13 protein-coding genes are annotated in these 22,001 nt (G+C 37.4%); 12 read left to right on the plus strand and 1 reads right to left on the minus strand.

Annotated elements, in window-relative coordinates; genetic code table 11:
• Positions 1 to 20 precede the first annotated feature (20 nt).
• A complete protein-coding gene (locus GOQ16_RS00090) occupies positions 21 to 716 on the minus strand; it encodes an NUDIX hydrolase (RefSeq protein WP_160066723.1) in 696 nt (231 codons plus the stop codon).
• Between the two features lie 133 nt (positions 717 to 849).
• Between GOQ16_RS00090 and GOQ16_RS00095 the strand changes: the two genes are divergently transcribed.
• The 12 genes from GOQ16_RS00095 to GOQ16_RS00150 are packed head-to-tail and all read left to right on the plus strand — an operon-like array spanning position 850 to position 21,937.
• Complete coding sequence (locus GOQ16_RS00095) at positions 850 to 2,499, plus strand: ribulokinase (protein ID WP_160066725.1); 1,650 nt, start codon at positions 850 to 852, stop codon at positions 2,497 to 2,499.
• On the plus strand, positions 2,489 to 3,181 hold the full coding sequence (locus tag GOQ16_RS00100) for an L-ribulose-5-phosphate 4-epimerase (RefSeq protein WP_160066727.1): 693 nt from the start codon (positions 2,489 to 2,491) through the stop codon (positions 3,179 to 3,181). Before GOQ16_RS00095 ends, GOQ16_RS00100 begins: the two co-directional genes overlap by 11 nt.
• Before the next feature lie 27 nt (positions 3,182 to 3,208).
• Positions 3,209 to 4,708, plus strand: coding sequence for an L-arabinose isomerase (araA, locus tag GOQ16_RS00105; protein WP_160066729.1), 1,500 nt, complete (start codon positions 3,209 to 3,211; stop codon positions 4,706 to 4,708).
• Positions 4,709 to 4,726: 18 nt separating this feature from the next.
• Positions 4,727 to 6,424: a sodium:solute symporter family transporter gene (locus GOQ16_RS00110; RefSeq protein ID WP_149913815.1), complete on the plus strand. Its 1,698-nt coding sequence runs from the start codon at positions 4,727 to 4,729 to the stop codon at positions 6,422 to 6,424.
• 26 nt (positions 6,425 to 6,450) lie between these two features.
• A complete protein-coding gene (locus tag GOQ16_RS00115) occupies positions 6,451 to 7,593 on the plus strand; it encodes an aldose epimerase family protein (RefSeq protein ID WP_160066731.1) in 1,143 nt (380 codons plus the stop codon).
• Positions 7,594 to 7,617: 24 nt separating this feature from the next.
• Positions 7,618 to 9,558 (plus strand): glycoside hydrolase family 97 protein, encoded by a 1,941-nt coding sequence (locus GOQ16_RS00120; RefSeq protein ID WP_160066733.1) that lies wholly within the window; start codon positions 7,618 to 7,620, stop codon positions 9,556 to 9,558.
• A 20-nt stretch (positions 9,559 to 9,578) separates the two neighbouring features.
• On the plus strand, positions 9,579 to 11,144 hold the full coding sequence (locus GOQ16_RS00125; RefSeq protein WP_204987390.1) for an alpha-N-arabinofuranosidase: 1,566 nt from the start codon (positions 9,579 to 9,581) through the stop codon (positions 11,142 to 11,144).
• 53 nt (positions 11,145 to 11,197) lie between these two features.
• Positions 11,198 to 13,174 (plus strand): alpha-L-arabinofuranosidase family protein, encoded by a 1,977-nt coding sequence (locus GOQ16_RS00130; protein ID WP_160066735.1) that lies wholly within the window; start codon positions 11,198 to 11,200, stop codon positions 13,172 to 13,174.
• A gap of 2 nt (positions 13,175 to 13,176) precedes the next feature.
• Positions 13,177 to 15,537, plus strand: a complete 2,361-nt coding sequence (locus GOQ16_RS00135) for a glycoside hydrolase family 127 protein (RefSeq protein ID WP_160066737.1) — start codon at positions 13,177 to 13,179, stop codon at positions 15,535 to 15,537.
• A 24-nt stretch (positions 15,538 to 15,561) separates the two neighbouring features.
• Positions 15,562 to 17,490 (plus strand): family 43 glycosylhydrolase, encoded by a 1,929-nt coding sequence (locus GOQ16_RS00140; protein WP_160066739.1) that lies wholly within the window; start codon positions 15,562 to 15,564, stop codon positions 17,488 to 17,490.
• 32 nt (positions 17,491 to 17,522) lie between these two features.
• Positions 17,523 to 19,451 (plus strand): glycoside hydrolase family 43 protein, encoded by a 1,929-nt coding sequence (locus GOQ16_RS00145; protein ID WP_204987391.1) that lies wholly within the window; start codon positions 17,523 to 17,525, stop codon positions 19,449 to 19,451.
• Positions 19,451 to 21,937: a glycoside hydrolase family 2 TIM barrel-domain containing protein gene (locus GOQ16_RS00150; RefSeq protein WP_160066741.1), complete on the plus strand. Its 2,487-nt coding sequence runs from the start codon at positions 19,451 to 19,453 to the stop codon at positions 21,935 to 21,937. The genes GOQ16_RS00145 and GOQ16_RS00150 overlap by 1 nt, the downstream gene beginning before the upstream one ends.
• Positions 21,938 to 22,001 lie beyond the last annotated feature (64 nt).

A 22,001-nucleotide genomic window follows, 5' to 3' on the forward strand; every position in this document is an offset into this window, starting at 1 on the left:
ATCTGCAGCCCGATTTTTTGTTATTCTTCATACCATCCTGGTAAGAAATTTAGGAAGGTAATAATCTTTTCTTTATACACAGATTTATCAACCTTATAATAGTACGCTCCTTTCTTAGAATTCTCTTTGTCCTTCTCATCTAATTTTATTAGTAGTTTTGATCCCAATAGTTTCCTTGTAAAGTTTCTTTTATCTAATTGATTTTGATAGACCGCTTCGTACAATAATGTAATTTGTGGAATAGTGAATTTGTCTGATAGAAGTTCGAAAAGAATCGGATATAAAGCAGCTTTTTTCTTCAGTTTATTGTGTGCTTCGTGCACCATTTCATTGTGATCAAAAATTAATGGCGGGCATTTGTCCAATTTAAACCATCTTGCTTTGTAATCCGTACTAAGGATTTCTGTATTTATTAAAGCAAAATAACACAAACTCACGACATGCTCCATCGGTTCGCGATTGGGATTGCCAAACACTGCAAATTGTTCCATATAAATATGGTCTAGTCCTGTAAGCGATTTTAAGACACGTTGGGCTGCATCACCAGGCGACTCGTTTTCTTCAACAAATCCGCCCATCAAGCTCCATTTTCCTTTTTCAGGTTCAAAATCACGCTGGATAAGTAATATTTCTAATTCCTCTTTATTGAATCCGAAAATAATACAATCGACGGCTAGAAGTATTTTTTTATTCTTTTTGTAGAAGTCTAAAGTCATGTGTTTAAGATAAATATTTCTATAAAAATTAAAAAAAAAATTTTAAACTTCAAAAATAAGTGTTAATTTGACACTAATTATTAAGACATCTGTCTTATTGATGACAATTATAAACTGAAAAATCAAGTTAAAAATGAGTAATCCTTGTGTTATAGGAGTAGATTTCGGGAGTGATTCCGTTCGTGCAATTTTAGTAGATGCGACTAATGGCAAAGAGTTGGCGTCTAGAGTTAGTTATTATCCCAGATGGAAAAAAGGACTATACAGTAATCCGTCCACCAATCAGTTTAGACAACACCCTCTCGATTATTTAGAAACTTTAACAGAAGTTATTACAGGCTGTGTGGCTGCTGTAGGTGAAGAGATTGCAAGTCGTGTAGTAGGAATTTCAGTGGACACGACAGGTTCTACACCTGTTGCTGTGAATAGAGAAGGTACACCATTAGCCTTGACGGAAGAGTTTGCGGACAATCCAAATGCAATGTTTGTACTTTGGAAAGATCATACTGCTATACGGGAGGCAAGTGAAATAAATCAACACGCTAAAAATTATAAAACAGATTACCTTAAATATGTAGGTGGAGTATATTCCTCAGAATGGTTTTGGGCGAAAATATTACATGTGCTGCGTGAAGACCAAAAGGTGCAACGTGCAGCTTATACTTGGGTGGAACATTGCGATTGGATTCCATTTGAGTTGGTAGGTGGTAAAGATGTTACATTGCTGAAAAGAGGCGTTTGTGCTGCAGGCCATAAAGGATTATGGGCAGAAGAGTTTAATGGCTATCCGCCAAATGAATTTTTTACTGCATTGGATCCATTATTAAAAGATCAGGTGCAACGATTGGGTGCGCAAACTTATACTTCGGATCAAGCAGTAGGTAATCTTTCTGCTGAATGGGCAGAAAAATTAGGGTTAAGTACAAATGTGGTAATTGGTGTTGGTGCATTTGACTGTCATATGGGCGCAGTAGGAGGAGAAATTGAACCTTATTATTTGAGTAAAATAGTAGGGACTTCGACTTGCGATATCTTAGTGACACCAGAAAAATTAGACTTTACTTTAAAAGGAATTTGTGGACAAGTAAATGGTTCCGTAATACCTAATATGGTAGGATTAGAAGCTGGGCAATCTGCATTTGGGGATGCATATGCTTGGTTTAAAAACATCTTAATGTGGCCCTTACAAAACATCTATGAAATAGAAGAGTCGAAACTGCAAGAGATAGAATCGACTCTTCTTTCAAAATTGAGTGAGCAAGCTGCTGTAATCAAACCGGATGTAAAACATCCTTTGTCTGTTGATTGGCTCAATGGTCGTCGTACGCCATTTGCTAACCAAAATTTGAAAGCTTCTCTATTGGATCTTAATCTTGCTTCGGATACAGTTTTAGTATTTCGTGCCATTGTAGAGTCTACATGTTTTGGAGCACGCAAAATAGCGGAATGTTTTATCGAACAGGGAGTGCCTGTAAAAGGTATCATTGCGATGGGAGGTATACCAAAAAAATCTCCTTTTATTATGCAGATGATGGCTGATATTTTGAAAATGCCGATTAAAGTACATAAGTCAGATCAAACTTGTGCTTTAGGCGCGGCAATGTTTGCTGCAGTTGTAGGCAATGTGTATTCAAATGTAGAAGAAGCTATGCAAAACATGGGACATGGATTTGAAAAAACATATGTACCAAACGAAGAAGTGGTAACAATTTACCAAGAGCGATATGAAAGGTATTTAGCGGCAGGAAATGTTTTAGAAAATAATTTATACGATGTACAATAATATTAAAGAGGAAGCATACGAAGCGAACATGAACTTAACCAAATTAGGTTTGGTGAAGTTTACGTTTGGGAATGTAAGTGTTTTTGATCGTGAGAAAGGTGTATTTGCGATCAAACCCAGTGGTGTTCCTTATGAAATTTTAAAAGCAGAAGATATAGTCATTGTGGACTTAGATGCACAAGTAGTGGAGGGTAAATTACGCCCATCATCCGATACGAAGACCCATGCAGTATTGTATAAAGAATGGCCAGAATTGGGTGCCGTTGTTCACACACATTCTGTATATGGTACAGCTTGGGCACAAGCAAATAGAAGTATCCCAATTTATGGTACTACTCATGCTGATCATTTAACAAAGGATATTCCATGTGCTCCACCAATGGCAGACGAAATGATCGAAGGCAATTACGAATACCAAACAGGGTATCAGATCGTCAATCATTTTAGAGAAGCTGGACTAAACCACGAAGAAATACAAATGATTTTAGTGGGTAACCATGCGCCATTTACATGGGGAAAAGACGGACAACAAGCTGTTTATAATGCTGCTGTATTAGAATATGCTGCTGAATTGGCCTATTTGTCTGAGGGAATCAATCCGCAAATTGAGCGTCTGAAAGCTTCGCTGATTAAGAAACATTACGAACGTAAGCATGGAAATAACGCTTACTACGGACAATAATAAACTATCAAAAACCTAAATATAAACATGATATCATTAAAAACTTTAGAAGTTTGGTTCATCACAGGGAGTCAAGATCTATACGGGGAGGAAACATTACGTCAAGCTGCAGATCATTCCAAAGAAATAGCAACATATTTCGATCAGCACGAAGGAATTCCTGTAAGTATCGTATTTAAACCTATCGTAAGAAATACAGAAGAAATTTATAAAACAATATTAGAAGCAAATAATACACAAAATTGTATTGGTTTGATTACTTGGATGCATACGTTTTCACCTGCGAAAATGTGGATTCGTGGTTTGCAAATTTTGAATAAACCGTTATTGCATTTACATACTCAATATAATCGTGATATTCCTTGGGATTCAATTGATATGGATTTTATGAATCTGAATCAAAGTGCACATGGAGATCGTGAATTTGGTTTTATTGTTTCTAGAATGCGTCTTGCGCGTAAAGTTGTGACAGGACATTGGCAAGATCCAGAAGTCATAGATCGTATTAACGTATGGGCGCGTGCTGCGGCCGCTTGGGCGGATTGGCAAGGTGCTAAGTTTGTACGATTTGGTGATAATATGCGCTATGTTGCAGTGACAGAGGGTGATAAAGTAGAAGCAGAATTAAAATTTGGATTTTCGGTAAATACACATGGAATTGGGGATTTAGTAAAAGAAATTGATACTATTTCTGATGATGCGGTTCAAGCTTTATTGAAGGAGTATGAGCAGCAATACATTATGTCGGAAGATGTGCTCGAGGGCGGTAAATTTCGATCCAATGTATATGATGCCGCAAAAATTGAATTGGGATTGCGTTCTTTCTTAGAGAAAGGAAATTATAAAGGTTTTACCGATACTTTCGAGGATTTATATGGCTTGCCGCAATTACCAGGATTGGCAGTACAACGCTTAATGGCTGATGGCTATGCTTTTGCTGGGGAAGGTGACTGGAAAACTCCAGCTATGGTACGTGCATGTAAGGTAATGGCAACTGGATACGAAGGTGCGAATGCATTCATGGAAGATTATACATATCATTTTGATCCTGCAAATGCGATGGTATTGGGGTCGCATATGTTAGAAGTAGATGCTTCATTAGCGGCTAGTAAACCAAAATTAGAGGTTCATCCATTGGGTATTGGTGGTAAAGCAGATCCAGCACGTTTGGTATTTGATGCTAAAGGAGGACCAGCATTCAATGCTTCATTGGTCGACATGGGCGATCGTTTCCGTTTGGTCGTAAATACTGTTCAGGGTGTAGACGTGACTAATGAATTACCAAAATTGCCTGTTGCACGTGTACTTTGGAAACCTGAGCCAGATATGAAGACAGGATGTTCGGCTTGGATATATGCAGGAGGTGCTCACCATACGGTTTATAGCCAAAATCTTACAAAAGAGTATATGGAAGATTTCGCGCGAATCGCTAAATTAGAATTAATCGTTATTGACCAATCTACCCAACTCGACCAATTTGAGAAAGAGCTGAGAAATAGCGAATTGTATTATAAACTAACCAACTAAATCTGCAATAATAAACCTATGGAAAAGTTTGCAACAATTGACTACGTCATTTTTTTAATTTATTTCATCGTAGTCGCCGGATATGGCTTTTGGGTATACGTGAAGCAAAAGAAAGAATCGGCAAGTAGTAAAGATTATTTTTTGGCTGAAGGCTCATTAACGTGGTGGGCTATTGGAGCCAGTCTTATCGCATCGAATATTTCTGCTGAGCAGTTTATCGGGATGAGTGGTAATGGATTCGAAGTAGGTATCGCAGTAGCTGCCTACGAATGGATTGCCGCTATCGCCCTTATTATTGTTGCAGTATGGTTTATTCCTGTGTATTTAAAGAATAAGATATTTACGATGCCTCAATTTCTGAAGCAACGTTATAATGAAACAACCAGTCTTATCATGGCGATATTTTGGTTGTTTTTATACGTTTTCGTAAACCTAACTTCAATCCTTTATTTAGGTGCATTAGCTATTAGCAATTTGGGTGGTGGTGATTATTTTCACATTATCATGCTTGCACTCGCTGTATTCTCTATCATCATTACACTGGGTGGAATGAAAGTAATTGGATACACGGACGTGATTCAAGTAGTAGTGTTGATAGTAGGTGGATTTGCTACAACCTATGTTGCCCTTATCTTGGTATCTGAGCATTTTGGTATGGGTAAAGATTTCATTGCTGGATTCAAGCAATTGATGGTCGATTCTCCGAAGCATTTTAATCTGATAGTCGATAAACCTACCGCAGACAGCACACAAGAAGAGGTTAATAAATATTTGATGCTTCCGGGTATTGGAATGTATTTAGCCGGTATTTGGATTGTAAACTTAAACTATTGGGGATGTAATCAATATATCACACAGCGCGCTTTGGGTGCAGATTTAAAAACTGCACGTACAGGTATTTTATTTGCTGGTTTCTTAAAATTATTGATGCCTATTATCGTTATGTTGCCAGGTATTGCAGCATATGTATTATACAAAAACGGCGCTTTGCAGGAAGAAATGGCTCCAGGTGGTAATTTTCAAGCGGATAATGCTTACTCAGCGATTTTAGGTTTCTTACCTAATGGTATGAAAGGTCTTTCGTTAGCAGCTTTAACAGCTGCGATTGTCGCATCTTTAGCGGGTAAAGCAAATAGTATTGCTACCATCTTTACCATGGATATTTACAATAAATATATCAATAAAGAAGCTTCAGAAACAAGACTTATTAATGTTGGAAAAATCACAATTATTGTTTCCATCATTATTTCAGTATTCTTTACTTGGGATGACTTATTAGGAATTGGTGGTGCTGGTGGATTTACATTCATCCAGAAATATACAGGGTTTATATCTCCAGGTGTATTTGCAATGTTCTTGTTGGGTATGTTCTGGAAAAGGACAACAGGTACAGCTGCTATTGTAGGTTTAATTACAGGATTCTTATTATCAATCGTGTTTAACAATTTTGCGCCAGCATGGTTTGGTCCAGAAACATTCCTTTACACAGCTTACATTAATAAGTTTGGTGAATACGAAATTCCATTCCAAATCTGTATGGGACTTGCCTTTATGTTTACAATGATTGCCATGATAATAGTAAGTTTATTTGGACCAAAAGACAATCCAAAAGGATTAGAGTTGGATTCAAAAATGTTTAAAGTTGAGCCTTCTGTAATGATTATGATCGTATTGACAATATTGATTGTTGGTGCATTATATGTGAAATTCTGGTAATTTTAATTATATAAAAAACCAATCTTATGAAATCAAAATATTTAAGTTTCCTATTTGCAGGAATATTATTAGCAAGCTCTTGTCAGAATGGCAAAACTAATCAGACAACATCAGAGCAGGGTGAAATTGATAGTACAGTCTTTTATACGAATTTCGATAATAAGGATGTATTGCAATATGTGATTGGGAATGATAAGGTGAAGGTAAGTGTGACAAATTTTGGCGCACGAATAGTATCACTTATCGTTAACGATAAAGCAGGTAATCCGGTGGATGTGTTGTTGGGATATGATACTGCTGATGAATTTATTAAGAATACTGATAATTTCTATGGTGCAGTCGTTGGTCGTTTTGGTAATCGTATAGGTAATGCGACTTTTACCCTTAATGGTCAGAAATATGAGTTGGAAAAAAATGATGGTGATAACTCGTTACATGGGGGGACAAATGGTGTATACAACAAAGTTTGGGATGTTAAGTCCCATTCAGGTGAATCCATTACTCTAGAGTATCTATCTCCAGATGGCGAAGCTGGTTATCCTGGAAATGTGACTATGCAAGTTACTTATAAAGTAAACGCTAATGGAGGTTTAGAAATAGACTATTCTGGTGTGACGGATAAAGAAACTATTTTGAATTTAACCAGTCATGGTTATTTCAACTTGAATGGCGAAGGTGATACTACTATCTTGGATCATGAGCTTTGGATTGATGCTAATAAAATCACAGAGGTGAATAAATCATTAATTCCAACAGGTAAAAGCATTAATATTTTGGGAACTGCTTTTGATTTCACAAAACCAAAATTAATTGGCAAAGACATCAATAGGTCAACAGATCAACTTAAATACGGCCAAGGATATGATCACAATTTTGAATTAAATAAAAAAGATGGCTTCGCTGAGGTTGCAAGTTTGTATGCGCCAAATACAGGCATTGAAATGAAGATTTTGACTACTGAGCCAGGATTGCAATTTTATAGTGGAAATTTCATGTCAGATGAGGACCCTAAAGGCAAAGGTGGAAAAGCGTATCCATTCCGTGCAGCGTTATGTTTGGAAACACAACATTTTCCTGATGCGCCGAATCATGATAATTTTCCATCTACAACCCTTCGACCTGGCGAAAAGTATACTTCCAAAACGGAGTATAGATTTTCGACAAGGTAACTCCATGCAATTTATAGTTTGATTATGAAATACTTTATTAGCTGTGTTCTTTTATTGTTGATAGTTTCGCAACCAATTTGTGCGCGCGCTAACAGTAAACCTGTTCAGATTTTAAGTCCAAATAAGGATATTGAAGTTTCTGTATGGTCAACTCCTGAAGGCGAGATTAAATACAAAATTATGCGTAAAGGTAAGCTTGTGTTGGAACCTTCTCAATTGGGATTGAGAACGAAACAGCAAGATTTTTCCAAATCGTTGAAATTTAAAAGTGCGTCGGCTAATAAAGTAATTTCTAAATCGTATACTGCCATACAGGGCAAAAGAAAGAATAATACATACAAAGCCAATGAGCAGGTGTTGACTTGGCAAAATCCTGAAAATAAAACAATTCAGATCTGTTTTCAATTATCCGATGACGGATTAGTGTTTAGGTATGTTTTGCCAAATTATTCCAGCCAGACAGATTACATCGTAGAAGAAAAAACAAGTTTTAAATTTTTAGCATCCGCTAAAGGTTGGTTACAGCCTATGGCTATAGCCAAGACAGGTTGGGAACAAACAAATCCATCCTACGAAGAACATTACCAAAAAGAAATTCCTGTTGGTACCCAAGAAAGTACAAAGACGGGTTGGGTATATCCTGCATTATTTGAATCTGAGAATAATTGGGTGTTAATTACCGAATCTGGTTTAGAAAGTAATCATTCTGCCAGCAGATTGCATTTCGAATCGCCTAATGGAGAATATCGCATTGCGATGCCTGATCCTAGAGAGACTATCAAAGACAATAATCTCTACAGCAAAATTGAAAATAATTTTGAATCGCCATGGCGAGTAATCGCTGTGGGTGACCTTAATAATATAGTGGATTCTGACATAGCAAATGCTGTGGTACAGAAACCAAATACGACCATTCCATCTTGGGTAAAGCCAGGTAAATCATCTTGGAGTTGGATAAATACGAAGGATGATTTCATCGTTTACGATGAGCAAAAGAAATATATCGATTTTGCTGCCGACATGAAGTGGCAGTATTGCTTGATTGATGTCAATTGGGATACTAAGATTGGTTATGAAAAAATGACAGAGCTGTGTAAATATGCACAAAGTAAAAATGTAAACTTACTGTTGTGGTATAATTCAGCTGGCGATTGGAATACAGTTGGGTATACCCCCAAAAATCAACTGCTAACAAGAGAATCACGACGTGCAGAGTTCAAAAGACTTCAAGATATGGGTGTCAAAGGCGTAAAAATTGATTTCTTTGGTGGGGATGGACAATCAGTCATTGCATATTATATTGATATATTAGAAGACGCCGCAGACTTTGAGTTGCTGGTAAATTTTCATGGGGCGACATTACCACGTAGTTGGTCCTCGATTTATCCTCATTTGATGACAGTAGAAGCTGTTCGTGGTTTTGAAATGGTTACTTTCATGCAAGAGGATGCAGACAGACAAGCTGAAATTTCGAGCATATTGCCATTTACACGTAATGTGTATGATCCAATGGATTTCACACCTATGAATCTGTCCAAAATTAATAGCCAAGTACTGAGAAGAACAACAGCTTCGTTTGAATTGGCAACTAGCATTTTGTTTTTGTCAGGAATACAGCATTATGCAGAGTCACCTGAAGGAATGAAAGCTGTGCCCGAAGTCGTTAAAAATCTTTTGAGAAATCTACCTGATCAATGGGAAGATAGCAGATTTATTAGCGGCTATCCTGGAAAGGATGTTGTGATTGCACGAAAAAGTAAAGACACATGGTATGTTGCAGGAATCAATGGGGAGAATGCTGCAAAAAATATTCAATTGGATTTGACTCCGTTTTCAGGAAAGAAAATATTGAAAATAGCGGATGGAAAGGAACAGAATTCATTCCTTATAGAGGATAATCTATCAAATAAAAAATTAACAATTCCACTTCAACCTAATGGTGGTTTTGTGCTAATGATACAATAGCCTAATTATAAACATCTATTATGAAAAAGAACTTTTTAAGCAAAGCACTCCAATCGGGTGCAGTGCTCAGCATGCTATTTATGTTACAGACCAGTCAAGCCCAGGTTGCTTCGAATACTGTAAAATTAAATACATCAGACAAAAAGATAACCATTAACAAACACATTTACGGACATTTTGCCGAGCATTTAGGTCGCTGTATTTATGGCGGGTTTTATGTTGGCGAAGAAAACAAAACTATTTCACATACAGCTGGTGTTCGTAACGATATTGTTGAAGCATTAAAGAAATTAAAAATTCCAAATTTACGTTGGCCGGGAGGATGTTTTGCGGATACGTACCACTGGAAAGATGGGATTGGTCCTAAAGATAAGCGACCTACAATCGTCAATACATGGTGGGGAGGAGTAACCGAAAATAACAGTTTTGGCACACATGATTTCTTAAATATGTGTGAGCTGTTGGAAACGGAGCCATATCTAGCAGGCAATGTAGGTAGCGGTGAGGTACAAGAATTGGCCGATTGGGTGCAATATGTCAATCATAATGGTACAAGCCCAATGGCTGATTTACGCCGTAAAAACGGAAGAGAGAATCCTTGGAAAGTAAAATATTGGGGTGTAGGTAACGAAGCATGGGGATGCGGCGGTAATATGACACCTGAATATTATTCGGATATATACCGCAAGTATGCCACATTTATGTCGGACTGGACGAATACAGGCGGATTGTACCGCATCGCTTCGGGCGCAAATGGTGGGGATTACAATTGGACGGAAGTGCTGATGAAAAAAATCCCGCATAATATGGTAGATGGATTGGCTTTGCATCATTATTCGAATGTAGAATGGAATAAAAAAGGTCCTGCAACGGGTTTTACAGACGAGCAATATTTCAAAACAATGAAGTCTGCTTGGCATATGGAAGAGTTGGTAACAAAACACTCAGCTATCATGGACAAGTACGATCCAAGAAAAAGAGTGGCATTAGTTGTTGACGAATGGGGTGGTTGGTATGAAGTAGAACCCGGTACGAATCCAGGCTTCTTGTATCAACAAAATACGATGCGTGATGCGATGATTGCGGGCGTGACATTAAATGTATTTAACAATCATGCTGAGCGTGTTCGTATGGCAAACTTAGCACAAACAGTGAATGTGTTGCAAGCTGTTATTTTGACCGAAGGTGACAAAATGATTTTGACACCTACGTACCACGTAATGGAAATGTACAAAGTTCATCAAGATGCAACTCTAATTCCACTTTCACTGCAAAGCAAAGACTACACTTTTGGAATTGAAAAAATTCCAGCAATTCATGCTTCTGCATCGACTAAAGACGGAGAGACACATATTTCATTAGTAAATATTGATCCAACGACAAAGCATGAAGTTGTCATTGACTTAGATAAAAATTATAAGGATGTGAAAGGAAGAATATTGACTTCCAAATCGTTGACAGACCACAATACATTCCAAGTTCCAGATAAAATTAAACCTACGGTTTTCAATGGTGCTAAAGTGTCAAATAATCAATTAAAAGTCGAATTACCAGCCTATTCTGTATTGGTTCTTAATTTGAAATAATATGTATACAAAAGGAAAAGTTATAAAAAGCTTTTCTACCAATTAGTAAACAAATGAAACTTAAACAATATATAGTATTAGCAGCTCTGGCAATCCAGAGTTTACAATTTAGTAACGCGCAACAGAAATCGTTAGTTGTAGATATCAATAAATCGACAGCTAAAATCAACCCAAATATGTGGGGTGTATTTTTTGAAGATATCAATATGGGCGCCGATGGCGGGATCTATGCTGAATTAATTAAAAATAGATCATTTGAATTCTTCAGACCGATGATGGGTTGGAAAAATTTGGGACCTGTAAAAGAGGGTAACTACCTTATTCTAAACCGCCAAATGAATAGCGAAGCGAATCCACGTTATTTACGCGTAGCTAAAAATAGTTCAAATAATAATCCTATTGGCTTGCGAAATGAAGGTTTTCGCGGAATGGGCGTGAAACAAAATAACACATATGAATTTTCTTTGTGGTATCGTCAACCGGCTCCAGGGATTTCCATTCGAGTAGAATTAGTCGATAGCAATGGGGAAGTAATTGGTAAAACTTCATTGAAGCCTTCTCAAGCAAATAATCAATGGCAATATCAGGAAGTTAGCTTTACGTCTAGTAAAACAGATCCAAAAGCCAACCTTCAAATTTGGTTTGATGGCGAAGGAACAATCGATGTGGATATGATTTCATTGTTCCCAACAGATACGTGGAAAGGTCGTAAAAAAGGTCTTCGTGCAGATATGGTTCAAACATTAGCTGACTTGAAGCCTGGATTTATTCGTTTTCCTGGAGGATGTATTGTAGAAGGGTTTGATCTTTCGCAACGCTTTCAATGGAAAAAAACTGTAGGTCCTATCGAGAGCAGACAACTAATCGTAAATCGTTGGAATACTGAATTTGCACATCGTTTGACACCAGATTATTTCCAAACTTTCGGACTTGGTTTTTATGAGTATTTCTTGTTAGCTGAAGACTTGGGCGCAGAGCCTTTACCAATTTTGAATTGTGGTATGGCTTGTCAATTCAACACGGGTGAGGTAGTTCCTTTGGATCAGTTGGATGAATATGTACAAGATGCATTAGATCTGATAGAATTTGCAAATGGTTCGGTGAATACACAATGGGGTAAGTTACGTGCCGACATGGGACATCCAGCACCATTTAATCTGAAGATGTTAGGTGTAGGTAATGAAAACTGGGGTCCGCAATATGTGGAAAGGTTAAAAGTATTTCAAGATGCATTGAAAAAGTATCATCCAGAAATTGAAATCATAGCGAGCTCAGGTACAGATCCAGAAGGCGAACGTTTTGAATATTTGGACAAAGAATTGCGTGCCATGAAAATCGATATCATCGATGAGCATTTCTACAGAAGTCCAGAGTGGTTCTTGTCGAATGTGACACGATATGATAACTATGACAGCAACGGACCGAAAATTTTCGCTGGCGAATACGCTTCACATAGTAAAAACAATAAAAAACCAGAGTATCGTAATAACTGGGAAGCCGCATTATCCGAAGCCGCATTTTTGACTGGTGTGGAGCGTAATGCAGATGTCGTTCAGTTAGCATCTTATGCACCATTGTTTGCGCATATTGACGGTTGGCAATGGACACCAGATTTAATTTGGGTGGATAATCTTAATGTGTTTGTGACGCCTAGCTACCACGTGCAAAAAATGTATAGTACCAACAAAGGAACTGATGTAGTACCATTTTTACGCGATGGAAATAATATAACTGGTCAGGATAATATATATGGATCGGCTGTGGTCGATAAAAATACAAATGAGTTAGTTCTAAAAATCATAAATGTTGGAGAGTCTACAGAGCAACTAAATATAGATTTGAAAGGGATTAAAAAATCACAAGGTAAAGCGGAAGTTACGGTTTTACAACATGACGATCCTTTAGCGCATAATGAAGTAGGAAAAGCACCTTCTCTATCTCCTGTAACATCAGAAGTGAATTTCAAAGGCAAAAAGTTAGCCTATACTTTGAAAAGTAAATCAATCAACCTAATCAAAATAAAATTATAAGTATGAAAAGATTTGTGTGCAGAAATAAAATCATTGCTGTTGCGATTGCTCTATTGATTTCTTCAAATAGCAAAGCGCAGGATAATAACCAAGGAATTTCTTTGTTTAGCTTATCAGATGTAAGACTCAAGGATGACTTATTTCTGCACGCGCAGAATCTTAATAAGCGTTATGTCCTTGAATTGGATGCGGACCGACTATTGGCTCCGTATTTAAAAGAGGCAGGTCTAACGCCCAAAAAACCTAACTATACAAACTGGGAAAATTCTGGGCTTGATGGTCATATAGGAGGTCATTATGTGTCCGCGTTGGCGTTATTGTATGCGGCTTCAGGCGATCAGGCAGCTTACGACAAATTAGATTATGTACTCAAAGAACTTAAGAGATGTCAAGATAACTTGGGTACGGGATATATAGGTGGTGTGCCAAGAAGTCAAGAATTCTGGACAGATGTGAAGCAAGGGAAAATTAGAGCGGGAGGCTTTGACCTCAATGGTCGTTGGGTTCCTTTATACAATATTCACAAAATATACGCTGGACTCCGAGACGCATACGCACTAGCAGGACGTGAAGACGCCAAGGACATGCTGATTAAGCTTACCAATTGGGGAGTTGATTTAATCAGTGGGCTGACAAACGCGGAGATTCAGGATATGCTACGTAGCGAGCATGGTGGTTTGAATGAGGTTTTTGCAGATGCTGCAGTAATTGCTAATGATCCGCGCTTCATGAAATTAGCGGAGAAATTCACCCATCTTCAGATATTAAATCCACTTATCGCGCAAAAAGATGAATTAACAGGAAAACATGCTAACACCCAAATTCCTAAAATAATTGGTGCTAAACGTATTGCTGATCTTGAAGGCAGAAAAGATTGGGATGAAGGTGCACGATTCTTCTGGGAAACTGTTGTCAACAAACGTTCTGTTGCGATTGGCGGTAATAGTGCTAGTGAACATTTTCACCCCTCAACGGACTTTTCCAACATGATGACCAACATTGAAGGGCCTGAGACCTGCAATACCTACAATATGATGAAGCTGAGTACGCAGTTTTTCCAATCGGATGGCCAAAGTAAGTTTGTAGATTATTACGAACGCGCGATGTATAATCATATTTTATCATCGCAACATCCGGAGCATGGCGGTTTGGTTTATTTCACATCGATGCGTCCTTCACATTATCGTGTGTATTCGCAGCCGCACACAAGTTTTTGGTGTTGTGTAGGCTCAGGTATAGAAAACCATTCCAAATACGGGGAGTTAATTTATGCCCACCGTGATAATGAATTGTTTGTGAATCTTTTTGTTGGTTCAGAATTAGATTGGAAAGAAAAAGGTGTACAATTAATTCAGCAAACTATTTTTCCTCAAGAAGGTAAAACAACTTTGTCTCTTAAAACAAAGAAATCCCAAAAATTAGCTTTAAAAGTACGTTATCCAAGCTGGGTAAAGCAAGATGGATTAGTTGTAAAAGTTAATGGCAAGACATTTAAGTCTACGAAAGATGAGTTTGGGTATATTTCTATCGATCGAAAGTGGAAGAATAACGATAAAATCGAAATCGAATTCCCAATTGAAATAAATGTAGAACAAATTCCTGATCAGTCGCCGTATTATGCTTACCGCTATGGACCAGTTGTGCTAGCCGCAAAAACTAATGTAGAAAATATGACTGGATTATTGGCTGATGATAGCCGTGGAGGTCATATTGCTAAAGGAGATCAGGTTTCCCTAACAGAAATTCCGCATTTGGTGTCTAATTCCGCAGCCTTAGAAGAAAAAGTAGAAATGGTTTCGCCTCGGGATTTACGTTTCAAATTAAATAGTCTGCAAGTAAAGAATACCGAGACACAAATGGAGCTTATGCCATTTTACAAACTGCATGACAGCCGATATATTATTTATTGGCCGAAGGTAAATTCTAGCAATGAACTTGCAGAGAGACTCGTTAAATATGAACGTGATAATTACCAGAGACGTCTGAACGCAATTACCGTTGATCAAATTCAATGTGGACAACAGCAATCTGAATCAGATCACGGTATCCAATACGATCAATCGACTATTGGATCTGATAATGGTGTACAATGGCGTAATGCATCAGGTTGGTTTTCATACCAAATGACAAATAAAAATAATCGTGCAAAATATTTGTGGATTTCGGACTTGGAAGGGAATACTAAAGATTTTGCTGTGCTTTTGGATGGTCAACCTTTAAAAGTTGCTGACAAAAGAGAAAATGGACGATACTATTTACTTCCGCAGACAAACGATAAAATGAAGGTGACACTGCAAGGAAAAGACAATCTTACTGTACCTAAGATTAGAGAAATTAGATTATTAGCTGAAATACTAGAATAACCTAAACACGATACAATTACCAATATGAGACTTAATAAAATAATTATACCACTTTTAATGCTTTGCAGCACATGCTTATTTGGTCAAGACCAGAATAAGGATACGCAATATGCAGGCTATCTTTTTGCGTATTTCGAAGGTAAATCGGATCCCATGAAACGCGAATATTTAAGATTTGCGACTAGCTCCGATGGTATTAAGTGGAAAGCAATGCACAATAATTTCCCTGTTATAGCATCAGATACGATTTCTAGTACTGGAGGTATTCGTGATCCACATTTGCTACGCGGACACGATAAAGGATTTTATATGGTAGCTACAGATATGAAAACATTCAAAGATGGCTGGGATACGAATCCCGGTATCATCATGATGTATTCTGATGACTTAGCAGAATGGAAACATAAAATCATCAACTTAGAGCAATCGTATCCTAAGAAGTTCAAAAACGTAAAATGGGTGTGGGCACCGCAAACTTTTTACGACACTAAAAAAGGCAAGTATTTGGTGTATTTTACCGTGCGCTACCACCACAATGAAAAATTGGATTTTTACGCTGCTTATGCAAATAAAGATTTTACAGGATTTGAGTCTGAACCAAAATTGCTTTTTAGCCCTAAATTTGGTGGAATAGATGGCGATATAATTTTTGACAAAGGAACGTACCATTTCTTCTATAAAGGAAATACGAAAGACGAAAATGGAAAAGAGTTTAAAAACGGTATTAAAGTCGCTACATCAAAATCATTATGGGGGCCTTGGAAAGAAAATGAGGGCTATTTAGATAGTTATGCAGGCACCAATACGAAAGTGGAGGGTTCAAGTATTTTTAAACTAAATAATTCGGATGAATATTTATTGATGTACGATGTGTATTCTGATGGAAGATATGAGTTTCAACGCAGCAAAGATTTAGCAACATTTACCGAAAAACCAGAATCTTTCACTAAAAATTTTGATCCACGTCACGGCAGTATTATTTCAATCACAAAAGATGAAGCACGCGCATTGGATCGTAAATGGGGTGGTGTATTACCAGAGCTGGTTCAACCTACACAAAAAGGAGATCGATATGTATTTCAGCCCAAAGGAAATCCAATTATCCAGCATCATTTCACGGCAGATCCTGCAGCATTAGTGAAAGATGATACATTATGGTTATACACTGGACATGATTTCGAAGGAGGTCAGCGCGGTTACGTGATGAAAGATTGGTTAGTTTATTCGACGACCGATATGAAAACCTTTACAGAATATCCTGTTCCCTTGCATGTCGATGAATTTAAATGGGCAACAAGTAAAGCTGCATTTGCGGGTCATGTCACAGAGCGCAATGGCAAATACTATTGGTATGTGAGTACTAATCATACAGGTATTGGTGTTGCCGTATCAGATCGTCCTGAAGGTCCATTTAAAGACGCATTGGGAAAACCATTATTAACGAACAAGGATTGTTTTGCTTCGACGCATTCTTGGGCGTGTATTGATCCAGCGGTCTATATTGATGATGATGGCACAGCTTGGATTTTTTGGGGAAATAGAGAATGCTATTATGCGAAGCTCAAAGACAATATGATTGAAATCGACGGAGAAATTAAGCAAGTTAATTTTGATGGTTTTTCATTTACCGAAGCTCCTTGGATTCACAAGCACAAAGGAAAATATTACCTGACATATGCAACTGAATTTCCAGAAAAGATTGCTTATGCGATGGCGGACAATATCCAAGGACCTTATGAGTACAAAGGTATTTTGAATGAAATCGCAGGTAATAGTAACACAAACCACCAATCCATTGTTGAATTCAAAGGCCAATGGTACTTTATTTACCACAATGGGGGCATTAATACAGATGGAGGCAGTTACAGCAGATCGGTATGCATCGATCGGATGGAATATAATGAAGATGGCACAATCAAAAAGATAGTTATGACCACCGAAGGTCTTCAATAAGAGAATATTTATTAAAAGCTAGAACTAATATTATGATGTTAATCAACTTAAAACTAAACCAAAAAGTTATAGGACTTATCCTGCTTATACAGTTCATAGGGGTGTGGACGTTTGCACAAGGGTATAAGTCTGGTCCGACAGACAAAGATTATGTCGGCTATTTATTCACATATTTCAAAGGTAATGCCGTAGAAAATGAAGTGGTATGTTATGCTATAAGCACAGATGGCTATAATTTTAAAACGCTAAATAGCAACCAGCCTGTTATCAATTCTTCTGACATTAGTTTAACAGGAGGTGTACGTGATCCACATATTCTTCGTGGGCACGATGACAAAACGTTCTATATGGTATTGACGGATATGACCTCTTCCAAAGGTTGGGATTCTAATCGTGCGATGGTATTATTGAAATCAAATGATTTACTTACTTGGACGCATTCCAACATTCATATCCAAAAGAGATTTAAAGGACAAGAAGATCTTAAACGTGTATGGGCGCCACAAACTATTTACGATGAGTCCGTAGGTAAATACATGGTTTATTGGTCTATGAAGCACGGCGACGGTCCAGATATTATTTATTATTCTTATGCTAATGCTGATTTCACGGATCTAGAAACTGAGCCAAAGCCGTTATTCCTTCCGAAAAATGGCAAATCATGTATCGATGGAGATATCATTAATAAGAATGGATTGTTCTACATGTTTTACAAAACTGAAGGACATGGAAATGGTCTGCGTCTTGCAATTACAGATTCTTTGACTTCTGGAAAATGGATTGAACAACCAGGATACAAACAACAAACGCGTGATGCGGTGGAAGGATCAAGTATCTTCAAATTAAACCATTCAGACAAGTATATTTTGATGTATGATGTTTACCACAAAGGACGTTATGATTTTTGTGAAAGTACTGATTTAGATAGATTTCAATTGATTGATCAAAAGATTTCTATGGATTTCCATCCAAGACATGGGTCTATTATTCCGCTCTCGAGATCAGAATTAATTGCCTTGACAAATAAATGGGGTAAACCCGAAGGAATTGAAATTCCGGCGGCTAAAAATCCAGTGCTTGAAGGCTATTATGCTGATCCAGATATTATCTATTCACAAAAGCACAAAAAATACTTTATGTACCCTACAAGTGATGGATTTGATGGTTGGGCCGGTTATTATTTCAAGACTTTTTCGTCAGAAAATTTGAGAGATTGGAAAGATGAAGGTGTAATTTTGGATTTGAAGAAAGATGTTTCTTGGGCAGATCGTCATGCTTGGGCACCTACGATTACGGAGAAAAAAGTTGGAAAAAATTATAAGTATTTCTACTATTTCACAGCTGCGCAGAAAATCGGTGTAGCTGTGTCGGATGAACCAACTGGACCTTTCAAAGATTCAGGGAAACCACTAATAGACTTCAAACCAGAAGGTATCAATAGAGGTCAAGAAATTGATCCTGCGGTGTTCAATGATCCAAAATCAGGGAAAAGCTATCTGTATTGGGGTAATGGGTATTTAGCAGTTGCAGAGTTAGAAAAGAATATGCTAAATATCAAGAAAAATACGATGAAAATTATCACGCCAAATGGAACTTTCCGCGAAGGTGTATTTGTGATTTATCGTAATAATAAATACTATTATTTCTGGTCTGAAGATGATACACGTAGTGAAAACTACAGTGTGCGATATGGTTATTCAAATTCGCCTACTGGACCAATAACTATTCCACCGAATAATAAAATCCTTCAAAAAGACCCTTCTCGTGGTATTTACGGAACAGGTCATAATTCGGTTATTCAAGTGCCAGGAAAAGACGAATGGTATATTGTTTACCACCGTTTTAGCATTCCCAACGGTATCAAAATGGGTGATGCAGCAGGATTCCACAGAGAAGTTTGTATTGATCCATTGCAATTCGATGCAGAGGGCAATATTTTACCAATAAATCCTAGTTTATAATGAAGCTGATTGTCAATTTATTATATACACTGTTTTTGTTTTGCGGCTTTGTAAATATTTCAATTGCAAAGCCAGGTTTTGGCGTTCCTGTGAATATAAATCAAGACTGGTATTTCAAATTATCCGACATCAAGGATGGTCAACAAATCAAACAGTTTGATAGGTCTTTTCAACGATTAGATCTACCGCATGACTGGACAGTGAAACAAACGTTGAATCCTTCATTAGCCTCTGCTACGGGATATTTACCTGGCGGAATCGGATGGTATTATAAAGTTGTGAATATTCCAAAGGAAGATTCAGGCAAAAAAATGTTTGTGTATTTCGAGGGTGTATACAATCGCAGTGATGTGTATATCAATGGACAACCTCTAGGACACAGACCAAATGGCTATGTTTCGTTCATGTATGATCTTACACCACATATCAACTATGGAGAGGACAATGTAATTGCAGTTCGTGTAGATCATAGTCAAGATGCGGATTCCAGATGGTATACCGGTTCTGGAATATATCGCGATGTGTATTTGGTGAAATCCGAACCTTTGCATATTGATTTGTGGGGCGTATATTGTTATCCTGAAATGAATAAAGATGCAGGTACTCTACAAATTGAATTGAATTTGGTGAATCAGTTGAACCAATCTAAAAATGTACGAGTTCAGTATGAATTGGTCGACCCTCACGGCAAAGTTGTAGCTAAAAATAATAACTCTTATTCTCTGAAGGCAAACGACAAATTAGCATTCAAATCGCAATTGAAAGTAAATAAACCAGAACTCTGGTCTTTGGAATCTCCTGTTTTGTATCAGTTGAAAACTAAAATATTTGACAAAGACAAACTGATAGACAGTTCTACAGTTAAAACAGGATTTCGCAAATTTACTTTTGATCCAAACAAAGGCTTTGCCTTGAATGACAAATGGATGAAAATGAAAGGCATCTGTTTCCACCACGATTCAGGTGTATTGGGGGCAGAAGTATACCGTGAAGTTTGGAAAAGAAGATTGCTAAATCTAAAAGAAATTGGCGTTAATGCAGTCAGAACAAGTCATAATCCTCAAGCTAGTATCGTTTATGAACTTTGTGATGAATTAGGGTTGTTAGTCTTAAATGAAGCATATGACGAATGGGAATTTCCGAAACGTAAATGGCTTGAAGGTTGGAATGTTGGAACACCTGGTTTTCAAGGGATGTATGACTTCTTCGAAAAATGGGGTGAAGAGGATTTAGCAAGCATTGTTCGTAGAGATCGTAATCATTTGTCGATTTTTGCATGGAGTATTGGCAATGAAGTGGATTATCCAAACGATCCTTATTCGCATCCAATTTTGAATGGTGATAAAAATCAAGGCTTTACACAAGCAATTTATGGCGGTTATAAAAAGGATGCGCCAGACGCAATGCGACTTGGTGTGATTGCCAAAAAATTAGCTGCGGTAGTTAAAAAATATGATTTGAGTAGACCTGTGACAGCAGGTTTGGCAGGTGTAGCCATGTCAAATGAAACAGAATATCCAGGTGCATTGGATATTGCAGGATACAATTACACAGAAAGCAAATATCACGAGGATCACAAAAAATACCCTAATCGTATTATTTACGGTAGCGAAAACAGACACGATTTAGAAGCTTGGAAAGCTGTAGCAGATAATGAATTTATTTTCGGACAGTTTTTGTGGACGGGTATTGATTACTTGGGCGAATCAGGACGTTGGCCTTCGCGTGGTTTTTATTCGGGATTGATGGATTTAGGTGGATATATCAAGCCTAGAGGGTATTTCAGACAATCTCTATGGTCGGACAAGCCCATGGTTTATATCGGAACATATCCATTATCAGGTGGAAATTGGGACAATAATACGTCAGTATTGGAGGTCAACGAGCGCAGAAGAAATGAACAACCATCTATTGATGCTTGGCCTATATGGAATTATCAAGCGAATCAATTGATACGCGTAGTAGCATATACCAATGCAAGTCAAGCTTATTTGGAATTGAACGGCAAGCAAGTCGGAGAAAAAAAATCGGATAAGGGTAATTTTGGTGTTTTCTTTTGGGATATACCCTATGCAGATGGCAAATTAGAAGCAGTAGGTTTGGATGCAAATGGCAAAGAAATTACTCGTCATTTTATTCAAACAAGTAACCGTCCACACGCAATTACCGTTAAAGAAGAGCAAATCACTATTTCTCAAAATGGAGAAGTCGGACAAATAGAAGTTCAAATTGTGGATGAACATGGTGTACCAGTATTGTTGTCAGAGGATGAGATTACATTTGAATCTTCGCGCAATATTAGATTATTGGGAATGGAAGGCGGAAATAACTCAGATATGACGAGCTATACGGATAATAGACACCGTGTTTTTAGAGGGCGTATGATTATTTATTTTAAAGCTATTAATAGGAGTGAGCAAGAAGGAAAAATAGTTTTAAAATCCGATTGGCTTAAATCTAAAGAGATAAAAGTCACTTTTAATTAGTATATCATGTTTATAGTATAGTTATCAAATTGAAGAATGGTTGTAATTAATTTTACAACCATTT

It is taken from the genome of Sphingobacterium bovisgrunnientis (assembly GCF_009829085.1).
Lineage (GTDB): Bacteria > Bacteroidota > Bacteroidia > Sphingobacteriales > Sphingobacteriaceae > Sphingobacterium > Sphingobacterium bovisgrunnientis.

Coding starts and splice junctions, on each gene's coding strand:
- GOQ16_RS00090 (WP_160066723.1), bottom strand. CDS start 716: ATGACTTTAGACTTCTACAAAAAGAATAAAAAAATACTTCTAGCCGTC.
- GOQ16_RS00095 (WP_160066725.1), top strand. CDS start 850: ATGAGTAATCCTTGTGTTATAGGAGTAGATTTCGGGAGTGATTCCGTT.
- GOQ16_RS00100 (WP_160066727.1), top strand. CDS start 2,489: ATGTACAATAATATTAAAGAGGAAGCATACGAAGCGAACATGAACTTA.
- araA (WP_160066729.1), top strand. CDS start 3,209: ATGATATCATTAAAAACTTTAGAAGTTTGGTTCATCACAGGGAGTCAA.
- GOQ16_RS00110 (WP_149913815.1), top strand. CDS start 4,727: ATGGAAAAGTTTGCAACAATTGACTACGTCATTTTTTTAATTTATTTC.
- GOQ16_RS00115 (WP_160066731.1), top strand. CDS start 6,451: ATGAAATCAAAATATTTAAGTTTCCTATTTGCAGGAATATTATTAGCA.
- GOQ16_RS00120 (WP_160066733.1), top strand. CDS start 7,618: ATGAAATACTTTATTAGCTGTGTTCTTTTATTGTTGATAGTTTCGCAA.
- GOQ16_RS00125 (WP_204987390.1), top strand. CDS start 9,579: ATGAAAAAGAACTTTTTAAGCAAAGCACTCCAATCGGGTGCAGTGCTC.
- GOQ16_RS00130 (WP_160066735.1), top strand. CDS start 11,198: ATGAAACTTAAACAATATATAGTATTAGCAGCTCTGGCAATCCAGAGT.
- GOQ16_RS00135 (WP_160066737.1), top strand. CDS start 13,177: ATGAAAAGATTTGTGTGCAGAAATAAAATCATTGCTGTTGCGATTGCT.
- GOQ16_RS00140 (WP_160066739.1), top strand. CDS start 15,562: ATGAGACTTAATAAAATAATTATACCACTTTTAATGCTTTGCAGCACA.
- GOQ16_RS00145 (WP_204987391.1), top strand. CDS start 17,523: ATGATGTTAATCAACTTAAAACTAAACCAAAAAGTTATAGGACTTATC.
- GOQ16_RS00150 (WP_160066741.1), top strand. CDS start 19,451: ATGAAGCTGATTGTCAATTTATTATATACACTGTTTTTGTTTTGCGGC.